A 16,109-nucleotide genomic window follows, 5' to 3' on the forward strand; every position below is an offset into this window, starting at 1 on the left:
ACGGTCTGCCTGTCACCGACCCGTCCCCTTCCTGATTTTTCCGGGGTGGCCACCCCGGAAAAATCAGTCCTTTGTCGCACGCAGCGACACGGAATGCATAAGACAAGCCTGACCGGAAATGCGCGCCGGCGGCGATCCGACGCGCGTTTCCTGTTCTTCGGTGCTCGCAGCCTCCGAGGCCGCTCCGCCCCGATGCTTGGAAACCCACGCCGGGCGCGACCCTTCGGGCCGCTCTCGCTCGCCAGCCCACATTTCCGGTCAGCTTCTGGAGAGCGGTTGCAGGAGCTGCAGCCCCTGTCGCGTTACAGGTGCCGCAGGCGCAGGAACGGGACGACGCGCGTGGAGAGGATCAGGGCTTCGGCCAGCAGGGTCGCGATGCCCGCCCCGTTCACGCTCCACAGGCGTGCCAGCCCGTACAGCACCGGCAGGCAGAGCGTGGTGGCGGCGATGCGGCCGGTGAACAGGCGGTGGGCATAGCCCAGCGAAACCAGGAACGGTTCCAGCGGCACGTCCCACAGATCAAGGATCGCCGCCGAGGTCAGCAGCATCAGCAACGCCAGATCGTCCGTTCGGACCGCCAGCAGGGTCTGGAACACCCAGGGACCGACCGTGGCGGCTGTCAGGAGCGCCACGGCGGAAAACAGGCCGAGCACTTGGAAGATGCGGAACATGATGCGCTGCATGCCCGCGCGGTCGCCCTGGTCGCGCAGGCGGATCAACTCGGGATACAATGCCGGCGTCAGCAATTGCGCCGGCTGGGCCAGGGCGTCGCAGACATGCCAGGTCACGCTGTAGATGGCGGCGGCGGCGGGATTGGTCGCCGCCCCCACCAGCAGCACGGTGACGCGGGAGGTCAGGGCCGCGAGCGCCTGGTTGCCGCTGGTCGACAGGGTGAGGCGCCAGACGCCCTTGAAGCCCGTCTGCCAGATCGTGCCCGTCAGCCGGAAGCCGTGCATGCTGGGCGTATGACGGATGGCCACCCATGCCAGGCTGCAATTGGCCAGGAAGGACATGACGGTGCCGAGATACCAGACCGTCAGGAAGCCCCCCAGATGCCAGTGCAGACCCATGCCCAGCAGGGTACCCGTCAGGCGGGTCGTATTGATCGCCAGATCGGCCAGGGCGGATTGGCGGAAGCGGTCGGTGAGGCGCAGCACGCCCAGCGCCCAGCAGCTGTTCATGAACAGGACGGAGGTCATGTAGACCAGCGCCAGCCCCTGGGCGCTGGCCGGCCAGCCCAAAATATGGCCGAAGGCGGCCACCCCGGCCAAGGCCACCGCCGTGCCGGCCAGGGCCCCGAGCCCGTCCAGCATCATGCAGTGGCGCAGCAGGGTCTGGAAGCGTGGCTGCTCGCCGCGCGCGAACAGCGTGTTGCCGAAATGCAGGAGGGGCTGCCAGGACTGGAAGCGCGTGCCGACCGAGAAGGACGAGGCGCAGACATGCATCAGCAGCAGCGTGCCATATCCCTCCAGCCCCAGCGCGCGCACGACCAGCGCGGTGGTGAGGAAGCCGAGCACGCCCGCCATCCCCTTGCCGCCCAGCAGGTAACCGGTATTGCGGAAGATCCGGGCAACCTGCCCGGGCGGCTGGGAAGACACTAGCGGTCGGTCAGGCGGAACTCGATGCGCCGGTTGCGGGCGTAGGCCGCCTGGGTATCGTGACTGTCCAGCGGCTGGAAATCGGCGAAGCCGGTGGCGGCCAGATGCTGGGGGCTGATGCCTTCCGCGATCAGCAGCTTGACCACGGTGATCGCGCGGGCCGACGACAATTCCCAGTTGCTGGCGAAGGCGCTGTGGATCGGCTGGCGGTCGGCATGGCCGTCCACCCGCATGATCCAGGGGATCGCGGACGGGATCTGCCCCGAGACCTGGCGGAAGGTGCGGGCCAGGGTGCGGATCTCGGCCACGCCTTTGGGCGACAGCTCGGCGCTGCCGGGGGGGAAGAGGACCTCGCTCTGGAACACGAAACGGTCGCCGACGACCTGCACGCCGTCCTGGTCTTTCAGGATGTCGCGCAGGCGGCCGAAGAATTCCGACCGGTAGCGCTGGAGCTGCTCGACCTTGTCGGCCAGGGCCACGTTCAGCTTCAGCCCCAGATCGTCGATCTTGTGGTCGCGGTCATGGACCTGCTGCTGGGAGATATCCAGCATCGTCATCGCGGCGCCGAGCTGGTGGCGGAGTTCCTCGAGCTGCGCGCCCAGGGCCGTGACCTGCTGCTGGCTGGCCTGGGCCAGATTGTCGCGCTCGGCCGTGAGCTGGGACACCTGGGCGGTCAGGGACGAGGCCATCGCCACGTCCTTGTCATGCGCCGAGCGCAGCGAGGCGACGGAGAGCTGGAGCGTGTGGGTGCGATCATGCTCCAGCGCCAGCATGTCGTTGAGCTTGCTGACCTGCTGCGTCAGCTGCTCCATCGCCTGTTGGCGCTTGGCCAGCACCACGGACAGGAAGGCCTGCCCCAGCACGAAGACCAGCAGGACGAAGATGACGACCATCAGCAGGGTGGATAATGCGTCCACATATCCCGGCCAGGCGTCCAGGCCGGCATGGGTCTGGCGGCGGCGGCGTGCCATGCTGTTACCTCGGGGTCCGGGGGGCGATCAGGGCGCGCGCGCGCCGGCGGGTGCGGACGCGGCGATGGTGCGCGTCAGCAGGCGCAGGTCGCCGCGGAGGTCGGTGGCGATCTGCGTGCGGCCCTGTTCCATATCCGACAGGATGCGGGTCAGCTGGGCTTCGATGCCGCGCAATTGCTGCTGGCCCGAATCCTCGGCCATGCGCTGCATCAGGACATGGCTGGCGCGCATCGTCTCGGTCATGACGCCGATCCGGTCGTTCAGGCTGACCAGGAGGGCCTGCTGCTGGTGGCGCCCTTCCTCGCCGCGGGCGATCAGGGCCTGCAGCTTTTCCAGATTTTCGGCGGTCTGTTCCAGCAGGGCCTGGACGTAGACGGGGATGCCGGCGTCGGCGCCGTCGCCGGTGCCCAGGCTGGAGCCGATGCGGGTCAGGCCGGCCAGCCATTCCTCCAACTCGTTGAAGAAGCGGTTCTGGGCCTGGCCCGCCGTCAGGTCCAGGAAGCCCAGCACCAGGGCGCTGGCCAGACCGAACATCGACCCCGAGAAGGCGGTGCCCATGCCGTGCAGCGGCTTGGCCAGGCCGGTCTTCAACTGGTCGAACATCGCGTTCAGGTCGCCCGAGCCGACCGACAGGCTGGTGATCACGTCGGCGATCGACCAGATCGTCAGCAGCAGGCCATAGAACGTGCCCAGCAGGCCCAGGAAGATCAGCAGGTTGGTCATGTAGCGCGACAGTTCCCGCCCCTCGTCGAGGCGCGAGGACAGGCTGTCGAGCATCGACTGCATCGCGGGGGTGGACAGGACCAGCCGGTCGGAGCGGTTGCGGGTGGCCAGCATCGAGGCCATCGGCGCCAGCAGGGTCGGCGGGGTGGGCTGGGCCAGGCCGTCGCGCGGCTGGCGCAGCGTTTCCACCCAGCGGACCTCGGGGATCAGCCGCAGGACCATCCGGACGTTCCAGACGATGCCGAGCGCCAGGATGCCCAGGATGAGCCCGTCCAGGATCGGGTTGTTGAAAAAGGCGGTGTACAGCATGCGCCCCAGGGCGCCGGCCGCCAGCACCACAGCGGTGAGGAACAGGACGATACGCAGAAGATATGTGGTCGGCTGGGTCACGGTGCGGGACGCTGCTCCGAAGGGGCGGGGGAAGGCGGGGGTGCCGAGGCGACCATATCCGACCGGGTCACGTCAACATGATCCGGAAACGTTTCATTCACGCTGTCCGGGCTTTTTGCCCCGCGAGGAGGTACGCCGATCGCGCGGACATAGATCCGGGTCGAGGCGATGCCGGCATGGATCAGGATCGACCGGACCGCCAGGCCGCGCGCCAGCGACAGGCGGCGGGGCGTGGAGATGTCGTCGGCCGCGCCGGAGGCCGTCGCGTCGATCTCGGCCCGGGCGTAGGGTACTTGCAGCAGGGTGGTGGCGAAGCCCTTCACCCGGTCGATCATGGCCGCGTTCATGTCCGCGCTGCCGGCCGCGAAGGTCAGCCGCAGGCCGGCGGGCAGGTCGGCGGCCGTGCCCTTGGCGTCCGCCTTCACCGGGACTTCCGGCGGTGGGGCGGGGGGATGGAGCGGGATATCGACCACGGGGGGGCGGATGATCGGTGGGGGCGGCGGCGCGGCGGGAATGGTGGGCGGCGGCGCAGGGTGGGTGGGAGCCGGTGCCGGTGCCGGCGTGGCGGAGGGGGCCGAAGGGCCGGCCGGCCTGACGGCGGGCGCGTGCGCCGGTGCGGTGTGGGTCGGGCGCGGTTTCGGCGCCTTGGCGCCCGGCAGGGCGGACAGCGCGCTGTCGTCGGTCGTGACCTGCGCGTGGGCCGGGGTGAATGCCAGTCCGCCCAGCACCGAGACGGCCGCGAGCAGGGCGCGGGATGCTGGCGGGCGGCGGAGGCCGGAGCGCGGGGAGCGTGCGGGGCGGATATCGGGCATGATCGGGGCAGCCTAGACCAGATCGCCCGCGGGTCGAAGGGGCGGCGTGCGAGGATGCGAAGAGGCTGGCGCGGCTCAGGGCCGCGCGGTCAGGCTGTCCGCCACCAGTTCGCGCAGCTTTCCGTGCAACTGGGCGTTGCCGGCCACCACATTGACCGAATCGCCCATGTCGTGCAGGTCGGCGCCATCCGGGTCGGTAGCGTAGCCGCCGGCTTCGCGCACCAGCAGCAGGCCGGCGGCGCAGTCCCACGGCTTCAGCCCCAGCTCCCAGAAGCCTTCGTACCGGCCGGCGGCCACCCAGGCGAGATCCAGCGCCGCCGCGCCGAAGCGGCGGATGCCCGCCACGTGCGGCATCAGTGCGCCCAGCGTGCGGGCGAAGGGCAGGCGGCGCTGCGCCGGGACCTTGGCGAAGGGGATGCCGGTGGCGAACAGGGCCTCGTGCATGTCGCGGCGGGCCGAGACGCGGAGGCGGCGTTCGTTGAGGAACGCGCCCACGCCCTTTTCGGCCCAGAACATCTCGTTGGCGGCCGGGTTGTAGACCAGGCCCGCCGCCAGTTCGATCGTGCCATCCGGCAGGCGGCGTTGCAGGGCGATCGAGATCGCCCAGTGCGGGATGCCGTGCAGGAAGTTGGTGGTGCCGTCCAGCGGATCGACGATCCAGCGCCAGGTCCAGTTGTCGCTGCCCGAGGCGCCGCTTTCCTCCATCAGGAAGGCGTAGCCGGGGCGGGCGCGCTCCAGCTCCTCGCGGATCGCGGCTTCGGCGCGCAGGTCGGCCTGCGAGACGAAATCGCCCGGGCCCTTGATGCTGACCTGAAGCTGCTCGACTTCGTTGAAGTCGCGCAGCAGGCGCCGCGCGGCTTTCTGCGCCGCGTTCTGCATCACCGTCATATGGGGAGAGAGTCGCATGGCCACGGCGGTCGGTCCTGTCTGGCTGGAGCGGGTCGTGATGAGGTCGACTTACCTCATCACGCAAAGATGTTCTGTGGAACGGTAAAAACGCAGCGCGGGGGCCTCAGCCCTTCGCGCGTTCCACGTAGCTGGCGTCTTCGGTGCGGACGACGATGCGTTCGCCGGCTTCGATGAAGGGCGGCACCATGGTCTTGACACCGTTGGACAGCTTGGCCGGCTTGTAGGACGAGCTGGCCGTCTGGCCCTTCACGACCGGATCGGCCTCGACGATTTCCAGCGTTACCTGCGCGGGGAGCTGCACGCCCACCGGGTCGCCTTCGACCAGGTTGATCACCAGCGTCATGTTGTCCTGCAGGAACGGCGCCTGGTCGCCCAGCAGGCCCAGCGGGATCAGCGTCTGCTCGAACGTCTCCGGGTCCATCAGCACGACATTGTCGCCGTCCATGTAGGAATAGGTATATTCCTTTTCCTCGGTCATCAGACGTTCGACGGTGTCGGCGGTGCGCCAGCGCTCGTTGGTCTTGTTGCCGGTCTTGAGGTCGCGCATCTCCACCTGGATGAAGGCGCCGCCCTTGCCGGGGGTAATGATCTGCTGCTTCAGGACGGTCCAGCGACGGCCTTCGTGCTCGATGACCTGTCCGGCACGGATCAGGTTCGCCTGCTGTTTCATGGTGGGCCCTGTCTGACTATGGGGTATGGAAGGCGGGCTTCTAACGCTCTCGGGCGCCGAGGGCAAGGTTGGGGGCGGATTCCGCGTCGAGTTTGTGGCGGCCGCCGGCCGGATCGCGCACCACGGGCCCGTCATCGCCGGTTTCCAGATAGTCTGGCCCCAGCGGGACCTTGCCGTGCCCGCCGGGAATGTCGAGCGTGTAGGTGGGCCAGGCCAGGCCCGTCACCCGGCCGCGCAGGCCCGCCAGCAGGTGGCGGCCCTCGGCGATCGGCACGTGGAAGCGCGCGGTGCCGGGGGCGGGGTCGAGCTGGTGCAGATAGTAGGGCTTCAACCTTGCCTCGACCATCGCGCGGAACAGCCCCTCCAGCGCCGCGACGCTGTCATTGACGCCGCGCAGCAGCACCGACTGGCCCAGCACCGGGATGGCCCGTGCCTGGATGCGGCGCAGCGCCGCGCGGGCGGCCGGGGTGAATTCGCTGGCATGATTGGCATGCATGACCACCCACATGGCGCGGTCGGTCTGCATCGCATCGGCCAGTGCGTCGGTGATGCGGGAGGGATCGGCCACCGGCACGCGGCTGTGGATGCGGATGGTCGTGACATGGGGCATCGCCTCCAGGGCGCGGACGATCGCGCCCAGCCGACGGGGGGAGAGCATCAGCGGGTCGCCGCCGGTCAGGATCACCTCGCGGATCGCGGGGTGGTCGCGCAGCCAGTCGAGCGCGCGGGCCAGGGCGGCGTCGTCCAGCACGCCGCCGTCGGGGCCCACATGTTCGCGCCGGAAGCAGAAGCGGCAATAGAGCGGGCAGACCAGCAGGGGCTTGAGCAGCGCGCGGTCGGCATAGCGGTGGACGATGCCGGGGACGGGCGACAGCGCGTCGTCGCCGATCGGGTCCGCGCGTTCATGCGCCGCCACGGCCAGTTCGGCGGCGTCGGGGATGACTTGCAGGCCGATCGGGTCGTCGGGCCGTTCGATCAATGCGGCGAAGGCGGGGGGGATGGCGGTGGCGTATTGCCGGGCCACGTCTTCCAGCGCCGGAGCGGCATCCGGGGGCACCAGTCCGGCGGCCACCAGGGCCGGGATGTCGCGCAGGGTCCGGCCCGATTGCGGGGCGAAATCGTCCTGGGGATGGTTGACCGATCGTGTCATCGGCTGGCTCTACTCGACCGGTCTTCGTCCCGCAACAGGAGTCGTGCATGACCGATCGCGGCGGTTCAGCCCCTTTTTCCGTGCCGGATCGGGACCCCGACCGCATTGCCGGCCGGCTGCCGCTGCTGCGGCGGCGGGCGCTGGTGGCGCGCGGGGTGCGTGCCTTCTTCGATGCGCGGGGCTATCTGGAGGTCGACACGCCCTATGCCGTGCCGACCCCGGGCGAGGAAGTGCATCTGAAGGTGTTCCGCACCGAACGGCGGCATCATGACGGCACCCGCGAGGCGCTGTTCCTGCATACCAGCCCCGAATTCGCCATGAAGCGGATCGTCGCCGCCACCGGCCTGCCGGTCTTCCAGCTGGCGCGCGTGTGGCGGAACGAAGAGGGCAGCCATCTGCATGCCCCGGAATTCACCATGCTGGAATGGTACCGGCCCGGCGCATCGCTGTCTGCGCTGATGGACGAGACCGAGGCGCTGATGCGCGCGGTGCTGCCGCCGGTCGTCGCGCGCCCGGCCGGGCTGGCGGACGCCGTTCCCCTGCGGCTGGACATACCGTTCGAGCGCCTGACGATGCAGGAGGCCTTTGCCCGGCATGCGGGGGTGGACCTGCTGCCGACCGAGGGCGATGCCGGCGCGCTGGCCGTGGCGGCGGGGTGTGCCCTGCGGGAGGGCGAGACGTGGGAGGATCTGTTCTTCCGCCTGCTGATGGAGCGGGTGGAGCCCGCGATCGGCCAGGACCGGCCGACATTCCTGACGCATTGGCCGGCCAGCCAGGCGGCACTGGCGCGGCGCGACCCGGCCGATCCGCGCACCGCCCTGCGCTTCGAGCTTTATGCCGCCGGCATGGAACTGGCGAACGCGTTCGAGGAGCTGACCGACCCGGTGGAGCAGCGCCGGCGCTTTGTGGAGGACCGGGCCCGGCGGGCGGCGCTGTATGGCACCGCGCCCGGGCTGGACTGGCCGATGGACGAGGCCCTGCTGGCGGCGCTGGCGCATCTGCCGCCCTGCGCGGGCATTGCACTGGGATTTGATCGGCTGGTCATGTTGGCGGCGGGGACGGCCCGCATAAATGACATCTTATGGATGGGCTGAACTAAGGACGGGTTGAAATATTTGTAATTTCATCCCCAATTCGTACGCCGTGGCGGTTATGCTACGTTAACGTCATGATAAATTCTATCCTGTAGATCGGTAACCGGATCATGAAATACCTCTCGCTCCTACCGCTGGCTGCCCTGCTCGCCCTGACGGCGTGCGAGGTGCCCTCTCCCGAGCAGCGGAAGCTGCTCAATTCGATGGTCGGCCGGGGCGAGGTGGATGTGATCCGCACGTTCGGCGTGCCCACGCGCTCCTATGAGGCCCAGGGCCATACGTTCCTGGCCTATATCGACAGCGAGACCAATTATTCGCCCGGTGCCGGCGGTTGGGGCTGGGGTTGGAGCGGCGGCCCCGGCTGGGGCGGCGGTTGGGGTGGCTGGGGAGGCGGCTGGGGCGGCCCCGGTTGGGGTCCCGGTTGGGGCGGCGGCTGGGGTGGCATGGGCGGCACCGTCTATACCAGCACCTGCCAGACGACCTTCGAGGTCATTGCCGGCCGGGTGTCGGGCTGGACGATGCGGGGCGACGGATGCTGATTGCCGCCCGCTGAGGCGGGCATGACGACGGGGCGGCGCCGGGTCCGCCCCGCAAAGGGGGTGGAATGAGTGCGGCGCGCGTTCTGATGGCCGGCCTGCTGGCATGTCCTGTCGCGGCCTGTGCGCCGGCGGCCTGGCAGGACCCGTTCGTGGTCCGTGGTGACAGCCGGGCGGCCGCCATTCCCACCGTTTCGGTCGAGCACAGCTACATTCCGGCGCTGGATCAGGGGCGGCCGGACAGTCAGGTGGCCTATGGCGCGCCCGACACGCCGATCTATCGCGACCGGCCGCTGAACGAGACCCTGCGCGGCAGTATCGAACTGGCCGATTATACGCGGGCGCTCGATCTGGCCGGGATGATGGCGCCGTTGCGGCAGGCGGGGCCGTTCACCGTGTTTGCCGTGCCCAACCTGCCGATGGAGCAGTTGGCCCGTGCATCCGGCCCGTCGGGTGGCGTGCCGGCGCCGGCGGTGCTGCATCGGGCGCTGGCCTACAGCATCGTGCGCGGGGCCTATCCGGCGGAGCGGCTGCGCCAGATGGTCGCCGCGGCGCCCGGTAACCGGGTCAGCCTGCCGACGGTTGCCGGCGGGGCGGTGCTGGTGGGGCGCGACCCGGCGACGGGGCGGCTGGTGCTGTCGGACGGGGCCGGGGGCGTGGCGCCGATCTGGATCGACGGGATGCCGCAATCCAACGGGGTGCTGTATCTGACCCGCTCGCTGCTGGGGGCGGCGCCGCCGGCCTCGGATGATGGGGCGCCGGCCCGGACCGGGTGATCGGGCCGGCTTCTATTCAGGCTGCGTCTATGGCTGCGTTCATGGCGCGCACGCCGGCGGCGGGGCCTTCGGGGTGCGACCAGACGGCGCTGATCACGGCCAGGAAATCCGCCCCCGCCCGCACCAGGGGGGCGCAGTTTTCGGGGGTGATGCCGCCGATGGCCACCACCGGCAGTTCCATCATTGCGCTCCACCAGGTCAGCAGTTCCACGGAGGCGCGGATCTCGGTCTCCTTGGACGGTGAGGGGAAGAACGCGCCGAAGGCGACGTAATCGGCCCCGGCCTCGCCCGCGCGCATCGCCAGATCCCGGCTGTCATAGCATGACACGCCCAGTTGCAAGGCGTCGCCCAGCAGGGCGCGGGAGGCGGTGGCGTCCGTGTCCTCGCCGCCCACATGGGCGCCGTCGCAGCCGCTGCGGCGGGCGAGGTCGGGCCGGTCGTTCAGGATGAAGGCGACGTCGCGCTCCTGCGCCACCGGGCGCAGGGTGTCGATCGCGCGGAGGATCGCATCGTCGGATACGTCCTTCAGGCGCAACTGCACGGCGGCGACGGGGCCGGCATCGAGGGCGCGCGCCAGATCCGGCGCGAACGCGACCGGGTCCAGGACCGGGGGGGTGACGAGATAAAGCTGACAATCATACATCGTGGGTCGATCATACGGCGCCCCGCGTCGCAACGACAGGGGGGCAGGGGCGGATCGGTGGGCCATTCGTGCCGGCGATATAGGCCCGCAGCCGTTCGGGCGATGGGGTGGGGCCCACCACCCAATGGGGCGGGCGGCCGGGCAGGCAGGTTGCGCTCAGCGTGTGGGCCAGACGCTGGATCGTGTCTGCCTGGCGGCCGGTGCCGTGCAGCACGATATGGCGCAGGCCCAGCCCCAGGGCCTCGGCGGCGCGGCCTGCCGCCGTGCCGCAATCGAGGAAGGCGGGCAGTGAGGCCTCGGTTTCGGCCAGGAGCGCGCGCCACCAGGCGGGGCCCATGAAACAGCCGGCGTCGGCCGGTGACAGCAGGGCGATGCAAGGTGTGCCGGGCGTGTCGTGCGCGGGCAGCACGGAGAGGATTGCGCGGACCTCGACCGCCGAGGCGACGACGAAGACGCGCGGGGGGATCGGAGGGTGGATCATTGCTTGACGTTGAACCCCGCGCGGGCGATCAGTTCAAGAGTGAGTGTCTGTCCGGATATGTGGACTGGCGAGCGGGCCGCGCGGGATATGCGTGGCGGATTGCTGCCGGCGCATGGGTCTGGACGGCGACCGAGACGCCGAGTGACGGGAATGACGACCGTGGGGCACGCTGATGGACCGGACAGCCCGGTTGCCTGGGGGATGACCGATCCCGCAGACCGCCTGGAACAGGCATTGAACCGTATTGCCTTTGCCCTGGATCGTCGGGACGAGGCGGTGGCCCCGGGCCCTGACCTGCAGACGCTGGCGGCCAATATCGACGCCCTGATCGCGCGGGTGCGCGACGTGCTGGGGCCGGACGAGGATATTGACGGCATGGAGGAGGGCTGAGCCATGGCGCAGGTCACGGTCCGCATCAACGGTTATGCCTATGTCGTCGGCTGCAAGGACGGCCAGGAACGCCATCTCCAGGCCATGGCGATGGAGGTCGAGCGCCGGATCGAGCATATCCGCGCCATTGGTGGGCAGAGTGGCGAGGCCCGCATCCTGGCCCTGGCGGCTTTGCTGATGGCCGATGAGATCCATGACCTCTCGGTCGAGAAGATGCCTGCGGATACCGCGCGCCAGTTGACCGAGGGCCGGCAGGCGCGTGTGGAGAACGAGCGCCGGCGCGAACAGCTGGCCTTGCTGGTCGAGCGCGCCGAGAGCATTGCGGCGGCGCTCGAACATCCCTAAATATGGGGAGCGGGGCTGCCGGACTTGTCAGGCAACTCAACCCCTGGGCCGATAAGCACTTCCTTAGGGAGCTGGCTCTGGCGTGATCCTGGTCATGTTATCTGGCGCCCACCTGCGTGAGCAGGTCCGGGAGGGCTGAAAGACCAACGGTCATGGCGGCTCCGCACATTCCAACCCCATCCGATCTTCCCGCATCCGATCCGCCTGCGCTGGTGGAGGCGAAGGCCGAGCTGCGCCGGCATTTGCGTGCCGTGCGTGCGGCCGCGCCCGCGCCGGGGGCCGCTGCGGCGCTGTGCCGCCGCATGGGGGAGCATGTCCGCGCCGTGTTGCCGCCGGGGGCCTGTGTCGCGGCCGTGTGGCCGTTGCCGGGCGAGGTGGATCTGCGCGGCCTGTGCGCCGGGCTGCATGAGGACGGGTATGGCGTGCTGCTGCCGGAAACGCCGCCGCGTGGGCAGCCTTTGCGCTTTCATCGCTGGTCGCCCGAGGCGGTCATGCATCCTGGCCGTTTTGGCACGCTGCACCCCGATGGGCCTGCGGCGCGGCCTGATCTGGTGTTCGTGCCGCTGCTGGGTTTTGACAGGCGGGGGTTTCGGCTGGGATACGGGGGCGGCTATTACGACCGCACGCTGGCCGGGCTGCCCGGCGTGCCGGCGGTGGGCTTCGGCCTGTCGGCGCAGGAAGTGCCGGCAGTGCCGGTGGGGCCGTATGATGTGCCGCTGCCGTTGATCGTGACGGAGCGGGAAGTGATTCGGGTGTGAGGGGTTTCTGTTCTTTTTTGGAAAAAAGAACCAAAAAACTTTTGATCTGTTCGGGAGCTTTTTGCTGGGGACATACGATGTCCCTGAACGGATAAAAGTCTTTTTGCTTCTTTTTCTTCAGAAAAAGAAGGATGGCGGCCCCAACGTGGAAGAAGGAAAAACGGGTGCGGATCTTGTTTCTGGGCGACATTGTCGGCCGCACGGGGCGCGAGGCGGTGATGGAGGCGGTGCCCAATCTGCGGCGGGATCTGCGCCTGGACCTGGTGGTGGTGAACGGCGAGAATGCGAGCCATGGGTTTGGCCTTTCACTGCCTATCGCCCGTGACCTGTTTGCGGCTGGCGTCGATGTCGTGACGCTGGGGAACCATGCGTGGGATCGCAAGGATCTGGTGGGCCAGATCGATGCCGAGCCGCGCATTATCCGCCCGGCCAATTATCCGCCCGGCACGCCTGGACAGGGCAGTGTGGTGGTGGAGCTGGTGGATGGCCGCAAGGCGCTGGTGATCAATGTCATGGGGCGGCAGTTCATGGAGGCGCTGGACGATCCGTTCCGCGCCGTGACCGACATCATGGCGCGGCATCGGCTGGGGGTGACGGTGCATGCGGTGGTGGTGGATATCCATGCCGAGGCGTCGAGCGAGAAATGGGCGATGGGGCATGTGCTGGATGGGCGGGCTTCGCTGGTGGTGGGTACGCATACCCATACGCCTACAGCCGACCATCGCATTTTGCCCGGTGGCACGGCGTACCAGACCGATGCGGGCATGTGCGGTGATTATGACAGTGTGATCGGCATGGGCAAGGACGCGGCCATTGCGCGGTTCCTGCGCCGGATGCCTGGTGAGCGGTTGCAGCCGGCGGAAGGGGTGGCGACGGTGGCGGGCATGATGGTGGAAACCGATGATGCTACCGGGTTGGCTCGTCGGATGGCGCCGCTGCGTATAGGCGGGTTGTTGGCACCTACGATGCCGGATTTTTGAATTTAGGACGGATAATGGGTGTAGAGGCTACTGGTACCCGTTTCCCATATTGTGATGCTCGTGGCCAATAAGGCGCACTCAGCAGTGAGGCGGGGAAACGCACGACAGAGCATACCGCTTTGTGGCGTTCCCGCTCGTCAATTTATGTTCGCGAACCCAAAGCCGAGCGGCCTATCCCGTCAGGGGGGGGCATTTATTGAGTGATGGCACCCTTTTTCAAACATGACCGCTTGGGCGGCTAAGTAGAATGTCCGGCTTCTGGCAAAGAGGAAAGAAAAGCCGTCATTTTAAAAGGTGGGTGTTAATGATGGTACTGTTGCCCTGGTAATCATTTGTGAGTGGTTAATTCAGTCTAGAAATCTGCCATTCACGGTAAGTTTAATAAAGGGAGGCAACGGGCGGCGAACGGCTGTGCTCTTGTCCTTGTCCTCCGAGTACTTTTGTAGCAAGCTGATCATTCGCGGCGGTTGTTAAGTATTGTGCCTTCAATATCTCCAGACACGATTTGACGGAAAGTGATCGATGGTCAAAAAAGATGAATTTCGTGTAGCCGCCAAAATTGCTGTTCAAAACCTTATCAAACATGGCGATACAGACATTTTCCCTCGGTCATTTGAAGGGCACGCAATTTACGATAAATCGGATCTTTTTGTTGATCTGATATGTGAATATGACGAAAACTTTGATGATTATCTTGCGCGATTTCCACCATCGAATACCAACGCATTAATACCCGTCTCATATTATGGATTTCGTTGGGGCACCCAAATGGACCCCGTCTGGAACGCGCATTTTCTTAGCTGTGTCATCGCTCTCTCTGCGAAAATAGAGGCCACCAGAATTAGGATAGACGCAGAAACAATTTATTCTTATCGCTACCGGCCAGATGAAAAAACAGGCGATCTATTTGATCGTAATTTCAGCTGGCATGCATTTATGATGAAGTCGCTAAGGCATTGTGAAGATTATGAGTTTGTCACCACCTGCGACATAAGTGAATTCTACCCAAGGCTCGGTCATCACAGACTCGAAAATGCACTTCTTCAAATTGCAGGCGAGACGGCATACCCGAAGAAAATTATGTCATTCCTCGCCAACTTTTCAAATACACGTTCCTTCGGACTGCCCATTGGTGGTCCTGCAGCACGTATTTTATCTGAACTGACAATTAACCAAATTGACCGCCTTCTGCAGGGCAAGCGTATTCCTTTTGTAAGGTTTGCTGATGATTTTCATCTTTTCGCACACAGTCGAGAAGAAGCTTACAGGCAGACCATTTTTTTATCCGAGAAATTATTTGAAAATCAAGGTCTTTCTCTTCAAAAATCAAAAACGAGAATCATGACAACTTCTGAATTTCGTGCGACGTGTCCGGTTCAAGAGCCACTGGATGACGGGATTGCTGAAGAAGAAGGTAAAGTCATCGCAGATAAACATGAGCGATCGAAGCTACTGCTTAGTTTTTCTCTGCGGTTTGACCCCTACTCGCCAACAGCCGAGGAGGATTATCAGAATTTAAAAAATGAAGTTAGAAATTTTGATATTTTGGGACTGCTGAAGGAGGAACTTGCGAAGTCTCGCGTTCACATTGCTCTTTCCCGCAAGATAGTATCAGCAATTCATTATCTTGAAGGTCGCACTAAAGACGACGCGGTTTTGTCTGTAATAGAAAATAGTGATGTTCTTTATCCAATTTTCTCGTCCGCGCTAATCATGATGGATCGGGTTTTTGGAGAATTGGGGGATAATGCTCAGAAGCGCCTTACAGAGAATATTATTGCGTTGATTCACTCCGAATCTCATGTTTTTCGAGTTGATGTCCATCTCTGCTTTGCCCTTAGGGTTCTTCAGCACTTGAACACAGAGGAAAATCAACAGCTAATAAAGGAAATTTACGAGACTAGAAAATCTGATATTGTTCGACGAGATATTATTCTGATTATGGCGCTCTGGGGCGATTGGTACTGGCTATCCGACCTTCGGAATCAGTACAGGCAACTTAGCGGACCTGAAAAGCGAGCTCTTTTGGTTGCGTCTTATGCCCTGAGGGATGAGGGAAAGCATTGGCGTGAACATATAAGGAAAGAGTTAAACCCATTTGAGAAGTTTATTCTTTCTTGGGCGGGAGACCGAGTTGGCAGGGGCAGAAAGGACTTCCCGTTGTGATCGATGCTTCTAGTTTCGCCACACTGCATAACGCATTCTGGGCTGAACATGCGCCTACGTCGGAGCACTTCGTTCGACGTCTCAATCTTGAATACACCGAGAGATGGTCACCTCCAATCGATAAGCCACGGGAGAAAATCCGTGCAGCTTTCGTCTCCGAATTTGCGTTTGCACGGTTCTGTGGGCGTGCTTCTGGCCTCGACCCAAGTCAACTGGATACAGCTGCATTCACTGAAACGAAAAAGAGACTAATCCCTCTGATGGATGACTCAAAAGAGTTGGATCTGCCGTTGTCACTTATAGAAAAGAATCAAGTGAAGCATCTTGAAGAGAGTTTGGTGGGATTTTTTGGACGGAGAGGTAAAGAACTTTACATTAGGCCAATTTTTAAAGGCTGTGGATATGTTGATAGCTCGGAAGCGGATGTGATTTCGGGCTCCTGCCTCTTTGAAATTAAAGCAGTCGACCGTCCGTTTAGGAGTGTGGATATTAAACAACTGGTGACTTATTATGCGCTCAATCATGCGTCCAGACAATTCGACCTCGAGAGCATTGGTATTTTCAATCCACGCCGAAGTGTTTGGTTTGAGATGAACTTTGATGAAGTTTCCCGAGAAATATCCGGACAATCAGCACAGGAATTGTGTGATAATGTGGTGCTGGCGGTATCAAGTGGAGATATATCGCGATAGGGTGGAAGTGGCCAGTCTCAGTTAG

18 protein-coding genes and 1 other RNA gene are annotated in these 16,109 nt (G+C 64.7%); 10 read left to right on the forward strand and 9 right to left on the reverse strand.

Annotated features, from left to right (window positions below; genetic code table 11):
* Positions 1–302: 302 nt before the first annotated feature.
* The 7 genes from HLH35_RS14150 to HLH35_RS14180 all read right to left on the reverse strand — a co-directional run bounded on the left by HLH35_RS14150 (position 303) and on the right by HLH35_RS14180 (position 7,223).
* Positions 303–1,598 carry a lipopolysaccharide biosynthesis protein gene (locus tag HLH35_RS14150; RefSeq protein ID WP_338029360.1) on the reverse strand — a complete coding sequence of 432 codons (1,296 nt, stop codon included), beginning with the start codon at positions 1,596–1,598 and terminating at the stop codon, positions 303–305.
* Positions 1,598–2,569, reverse strand: a complete 972-nt coding sequence (locus HLH35_RS14155) for a peptidoglycan -binding protein (RefSeq protein WP_182979760.1) — start codon at positions 2,567–2,569, stop codon at positions 1,598–1,600. The genes HLH35_RS14150 and HLH35_RS14155 overlap by 1 nt, the downstream gene beginning before the upstream one ends.
* Before the next feature lie 27 nt (positions 2,570–2,596).
* The gene (locus HLH35_RS14160) at positions 2,597–3,682 is read right to left on the reverse strand and encodes a flagellar motor protein MotA (protein ID WP_182979761.1); all 1,086 of its coding nucleotides are present in this window, start codon (positions 3,680–3,682) and stop codon (positions 2,597–2,599) included.
* Complete coding sequence (locus HLH35_RS14165) at positions 3,679–4,494, reverse strand: OmpA family protein (RefSeq protein WP_246385114.1); 816 nt, start codon at positions 4,492–4,494, stop codon at positions 3,679–3,681. Before HLH35_RS14165 ends, HLH35_RS14160 begins: the two co-directional genes overlap by 4 nt.
* Before the next feature lie 75 nt (positions 4,495–4,569).
* Positions 4,570–5,400, reverse strand: a complete 831-nt coding sequence (locus HLH35_RS14170) for an inositol monophosphatase family protein (RefSeq protein ID WP_182979853.1) — start codon at positions 5,398–5,400, stop codon at positions 4,570–4,572.
* A gap of 106 nt (positions 5,401–5,506) precedes the next feature.
* Positions 5,507–6,073, reverse strand: coding sequence for an elongation factor P (efp, locus tag HLH35_RS14175; protein ID WP_182979762.1), 567 nt, complete (start codon positions 6,071–6,073; stop codon positions 5,507–5,509).
* A 40-nt stretch (positions 6,074–6,113) separates the two neighbouring features.
* Entirely contained in the window at positions 6,114–7,223 is a 1,110-nt protein-coding gene (locus HLH35_RS14180) for a lysine-2,3-aminomutase-like protein (RefSeq protein ID WP_182979763.1), read from the reverse strand.
* A 47-nt stretch (positions 7,224–7,270) separates the two neighbouring features.
* Here HLH35_RS14180 and epmA point away from each other — a divergent pair, with 47 nt between their 5' ends.
* The 3 genes from epmA (at position 7,271) to HLH35_RS14195 (ending at position 9,629) form a co-directional block, all read left to right on the forward strand.
* A complete protein-coding gene (epmA, locus tag HLH35_RS14185) occupies positions 7,271–8,317 on the forward strand; it encodes an EF-P lysine aminoacylase EpmA (RefSeq protein WP_182979764.1) in 1,047 nt (348 codons plus the stop codon).
* A 110-nt stretch (positions 8,318–8,427) separates the two neighbouring features.
* On the forward strand, positions 8,428–8,856 hold the full coding sequence (locus HLH35_RS14190; RefSeq protein WP_182979765.1) for a hypothetical protein: 429 nt from the start codon (positions 8,428–8,430) through the stop codon (positions 8,854–8,856).
* Between the two features lie 65 nt (positions 8,857–8,921).
* The gene (locus HLH35_RS14195; protein ID WP_182979766.1) at positions 8,922–9,629 is read left to right on the forward strand and encodes a fasciclin domain-containing protein; all 708 of its coding nucleotides are present in this window, start codon (positions 8,922–8,924) and stop codon (positions 9,627–9,629) included.
* Between the two features lie 16 nt (positions 9,630–9,645).
* Here HLH35_RS14195 and thiE read toward each other — a convergent pair whose 3' ends face one another.
* Both thiE and HLH35_RS14205 read right to left on the reverse strand, forming a co-directional pair.
* Positions 9,646–10,272: a thiamine phosphate synthase gene (gene thiE / locus HLH35_RS14200; protein WP_182979767.1), complete on the reverse strand. Its 627-nt coding sequence runs from the start codon at positions 10,270–10,272 to the stop codon at positions 9,646–9,648.
* Between the two features lie 10 nt (positions 10,273–10,282).
* The gene (locus HLH35_RS14205) at positions 10,283–10,753 is read right to left on the reverse strand and encodes a hypothetical protein (RefSeq protein ID WP_182979768.1); all 471 of its coding nucleotides are present in this window, start codon (positions 10,751–10,753) and stop codon (positions 10,283–10,285) included.
* A gap of 201 nt (positions 10,754–10,954) precedes the next feature.
* Between HLH35_RS14205 and HLH35_RS14210 the strand changes: the two genes are divergently transcribed.
* From HLH35_RS14210 to HLH35_RS14240, 7 genes are all read left to right on the forward strand, one after another.
* On the forward strand, positions 10,955–11,143 hold the full coding sequence (locus HLH35_RS14210; protein WP_246385115.1) for a hypothetical protein: 189 nt from the start codon (positions 10,955–10,957) through the stop codon (positions 11,141–11,143).
* Positions 11,144–11,146: 3 nt separating this feature from the next.
* Positions 11,147–11,488, forward strand: a complete 342-nt coding sequence (locus HLH35_RS14215) for a cell division protein ZapA (RefSeq protein ID WP_182979770.1) — start codon at positions 11,147–11,149, stop codon at positions 11,486–11,488.
* Positions 11,489–11,497: 9 nt separating this feature from the next.
* Positions 11,498–11,654, forward strand: a non-coding RNA gene (gene ssrS, locus HLH35_RS14220) — 6S RNA.
* Complete coding sequence (locus HLH35_RS14225) at positions 11,641–12,246, forward strand: 5-formyltetrahydrofolate cyclo-ligase (protein ID WP_182979771.1); 606 nt, start codon at positions 11,641–11,643, stop codon at positions 12,244–12,246. Before ssrS ends, HLH35_RS14225 begins: the two co-directional genes overlap by 14 nt.
* A gap of 164 nt (positions 12,247–12,410) precedes the next feature.
* Positions 12,411–13,226, forward strand: coding sequence for a TIGR00282 family metallophosphoesterase (locus HLH35_RS14230; RefSeq protein ID WP_182979772.1), 816 nt, complete (start codon positions 12,411–12,413; stop codon positions 13,224–13,226).
* A 522-nt stretch (positions 13,227–13,748) separates the two neighbouring features.
* Positions 13,749–15,392: an RNA-directed DNA polymerase gene (locus HLH35_RS14235; RefSeq protein WP_182979773.1), complete on the forward strand. Its 1,644-nt coding sequence runs from the start codon at positions 13,749–13,751 to the stop codon at positions 15,390–15,392.
* Positions 15,389–16,084, forward strand: coding sequence for a hypothetical protein (locus HLH35_RS14240; protein ID WP_182979774.1), 696 nt, complete (start codon positions 15,389–15,391; stop codon positions 16,082–16,084). The genes HLH35_RS14235 and HLH35_RS14240 overlap by 4 nt, the downstream gene beginning before the upstream one ends.
* Positions 16,085–16,109: the final 25 nt, after the last annotated feature.

The sequence above is a fragment of the Gluconacetobacter asukensis genome, from assembly GCF_014174375.1.
Taxonomy (GTDB): domain Bacteria; phylum Pseudomonadota; class Alphaproteobacteria; order Acetobacterales; family Acetobacteraceae; genus Gluconacetobacter; species Gluconacetobacter asukensis.

What these genes read in the sequence shown, in the direction of transcription:
- efp (WP_182979762.1), bottom strand. Translation starts at nt 6,073, where the DNA reads ATGAAACAGCAGGCGAACCTGATCCGTGCCGGACAGGTCATCGAGCAC.
- HLH35_RS14190 (WP_182979765.1), top strand. Translation starts at nt 8,428, where the DNA reads ATGAAATACCTCTCGCTCCTACCGCTGGCTGCCCTGCTCGCCCTGACG.
- HLH35_RS14210 (WP_246385115.1), top strand. Translation starts at nt 10,955, where the DNA reads ATGACCGATCCCGCAGACCGCCTGGAACAGGCATTGAACCGTATTGCC.
- HLH35_RS14215 (WP_182979770.1), top strand. Translation starts at nt 11,147, where the DNA reads ATGGCGCAGGTCACGGTCCGCATCAACGGTTATGCCTATGTCGTCGGC.
- HLH35_RS14170 (WP_182979853.1), bottom strand. Translation starts at nt 5,400, where the DNA reads ATGCGACTCTCTCCCCATATGACGGTGATGCAGAACGCGGCGCAGAAA.
- HLH35_RS14205 (WP_182979768.1), bottom strand. Translation starts at nt 10,753, where the DNA reads ATGATCCACCCTCCGATCCCCCCGCGCGTCTTCGTCGTCGCCTCGGCG.
- HLH35_RS14165 (WP_246385114.1), bottom strand. Translation starts at nt 4,494, where the DNA reads ATGCCCGATATCCGCCCCGCACGCTCCCCGCGCTCCGGCCTCCGCCGC.
- HLH35_RS14195 (WP_182979766.1), top strand. Translation starts at nt 8,922, where the DNA reads ATGAGTGCGGCGCGCGTTCTGATGGCCGGCCTGCTGGCATGTCCTGTC.
- HLH35_RS14235 (WP_182979773.1), top strand. Translation starts at nt 13,749, where the DNA reads ATGGTCAAAAAAGATGAATTTCGTGTAGCCGCCAAAATTGCTGTTCAA.
- epmA (WP_182979764.1), top strand. Translation starts at nt 7,271, where the DNA reads ATGACCGATCGCGGCGGTTCAGCCCCTTTTTCCGTGCCGGATCGGGAC.
- HLH35_RS14180 (WP_182979763.1), bottom strand. Translation starts at nt 7,223, where the DNA reads ATGACACGATCGGTCAACCATCCCCAGGACGATTTCGCCCCGCAATCG.
- thiE (WP_182979767.1), bottom strand. Translation starts at nt 10,272, where the DNA reads ATGTATGATTGTCAGCTTTATCTCGTCACCCCCCCGGTCCTGGACCCG.
- HLH35_RS14225 (WP_182979771.1), top strand. Translation starts at nt 11,641, where the DNA reads ATGGCGGCTCCGCACATTCCAACCCCATCCGATCTTCCCGCATCCGAT.
- HLH35_RS14155 (WP_182979760.1), bottom strand. Translation starts at nt 2,569, where the DNA reads ATGGCACGCCGCCGCCGCCAGACCCATGCCGGCCTGGACGCCTGGCCG.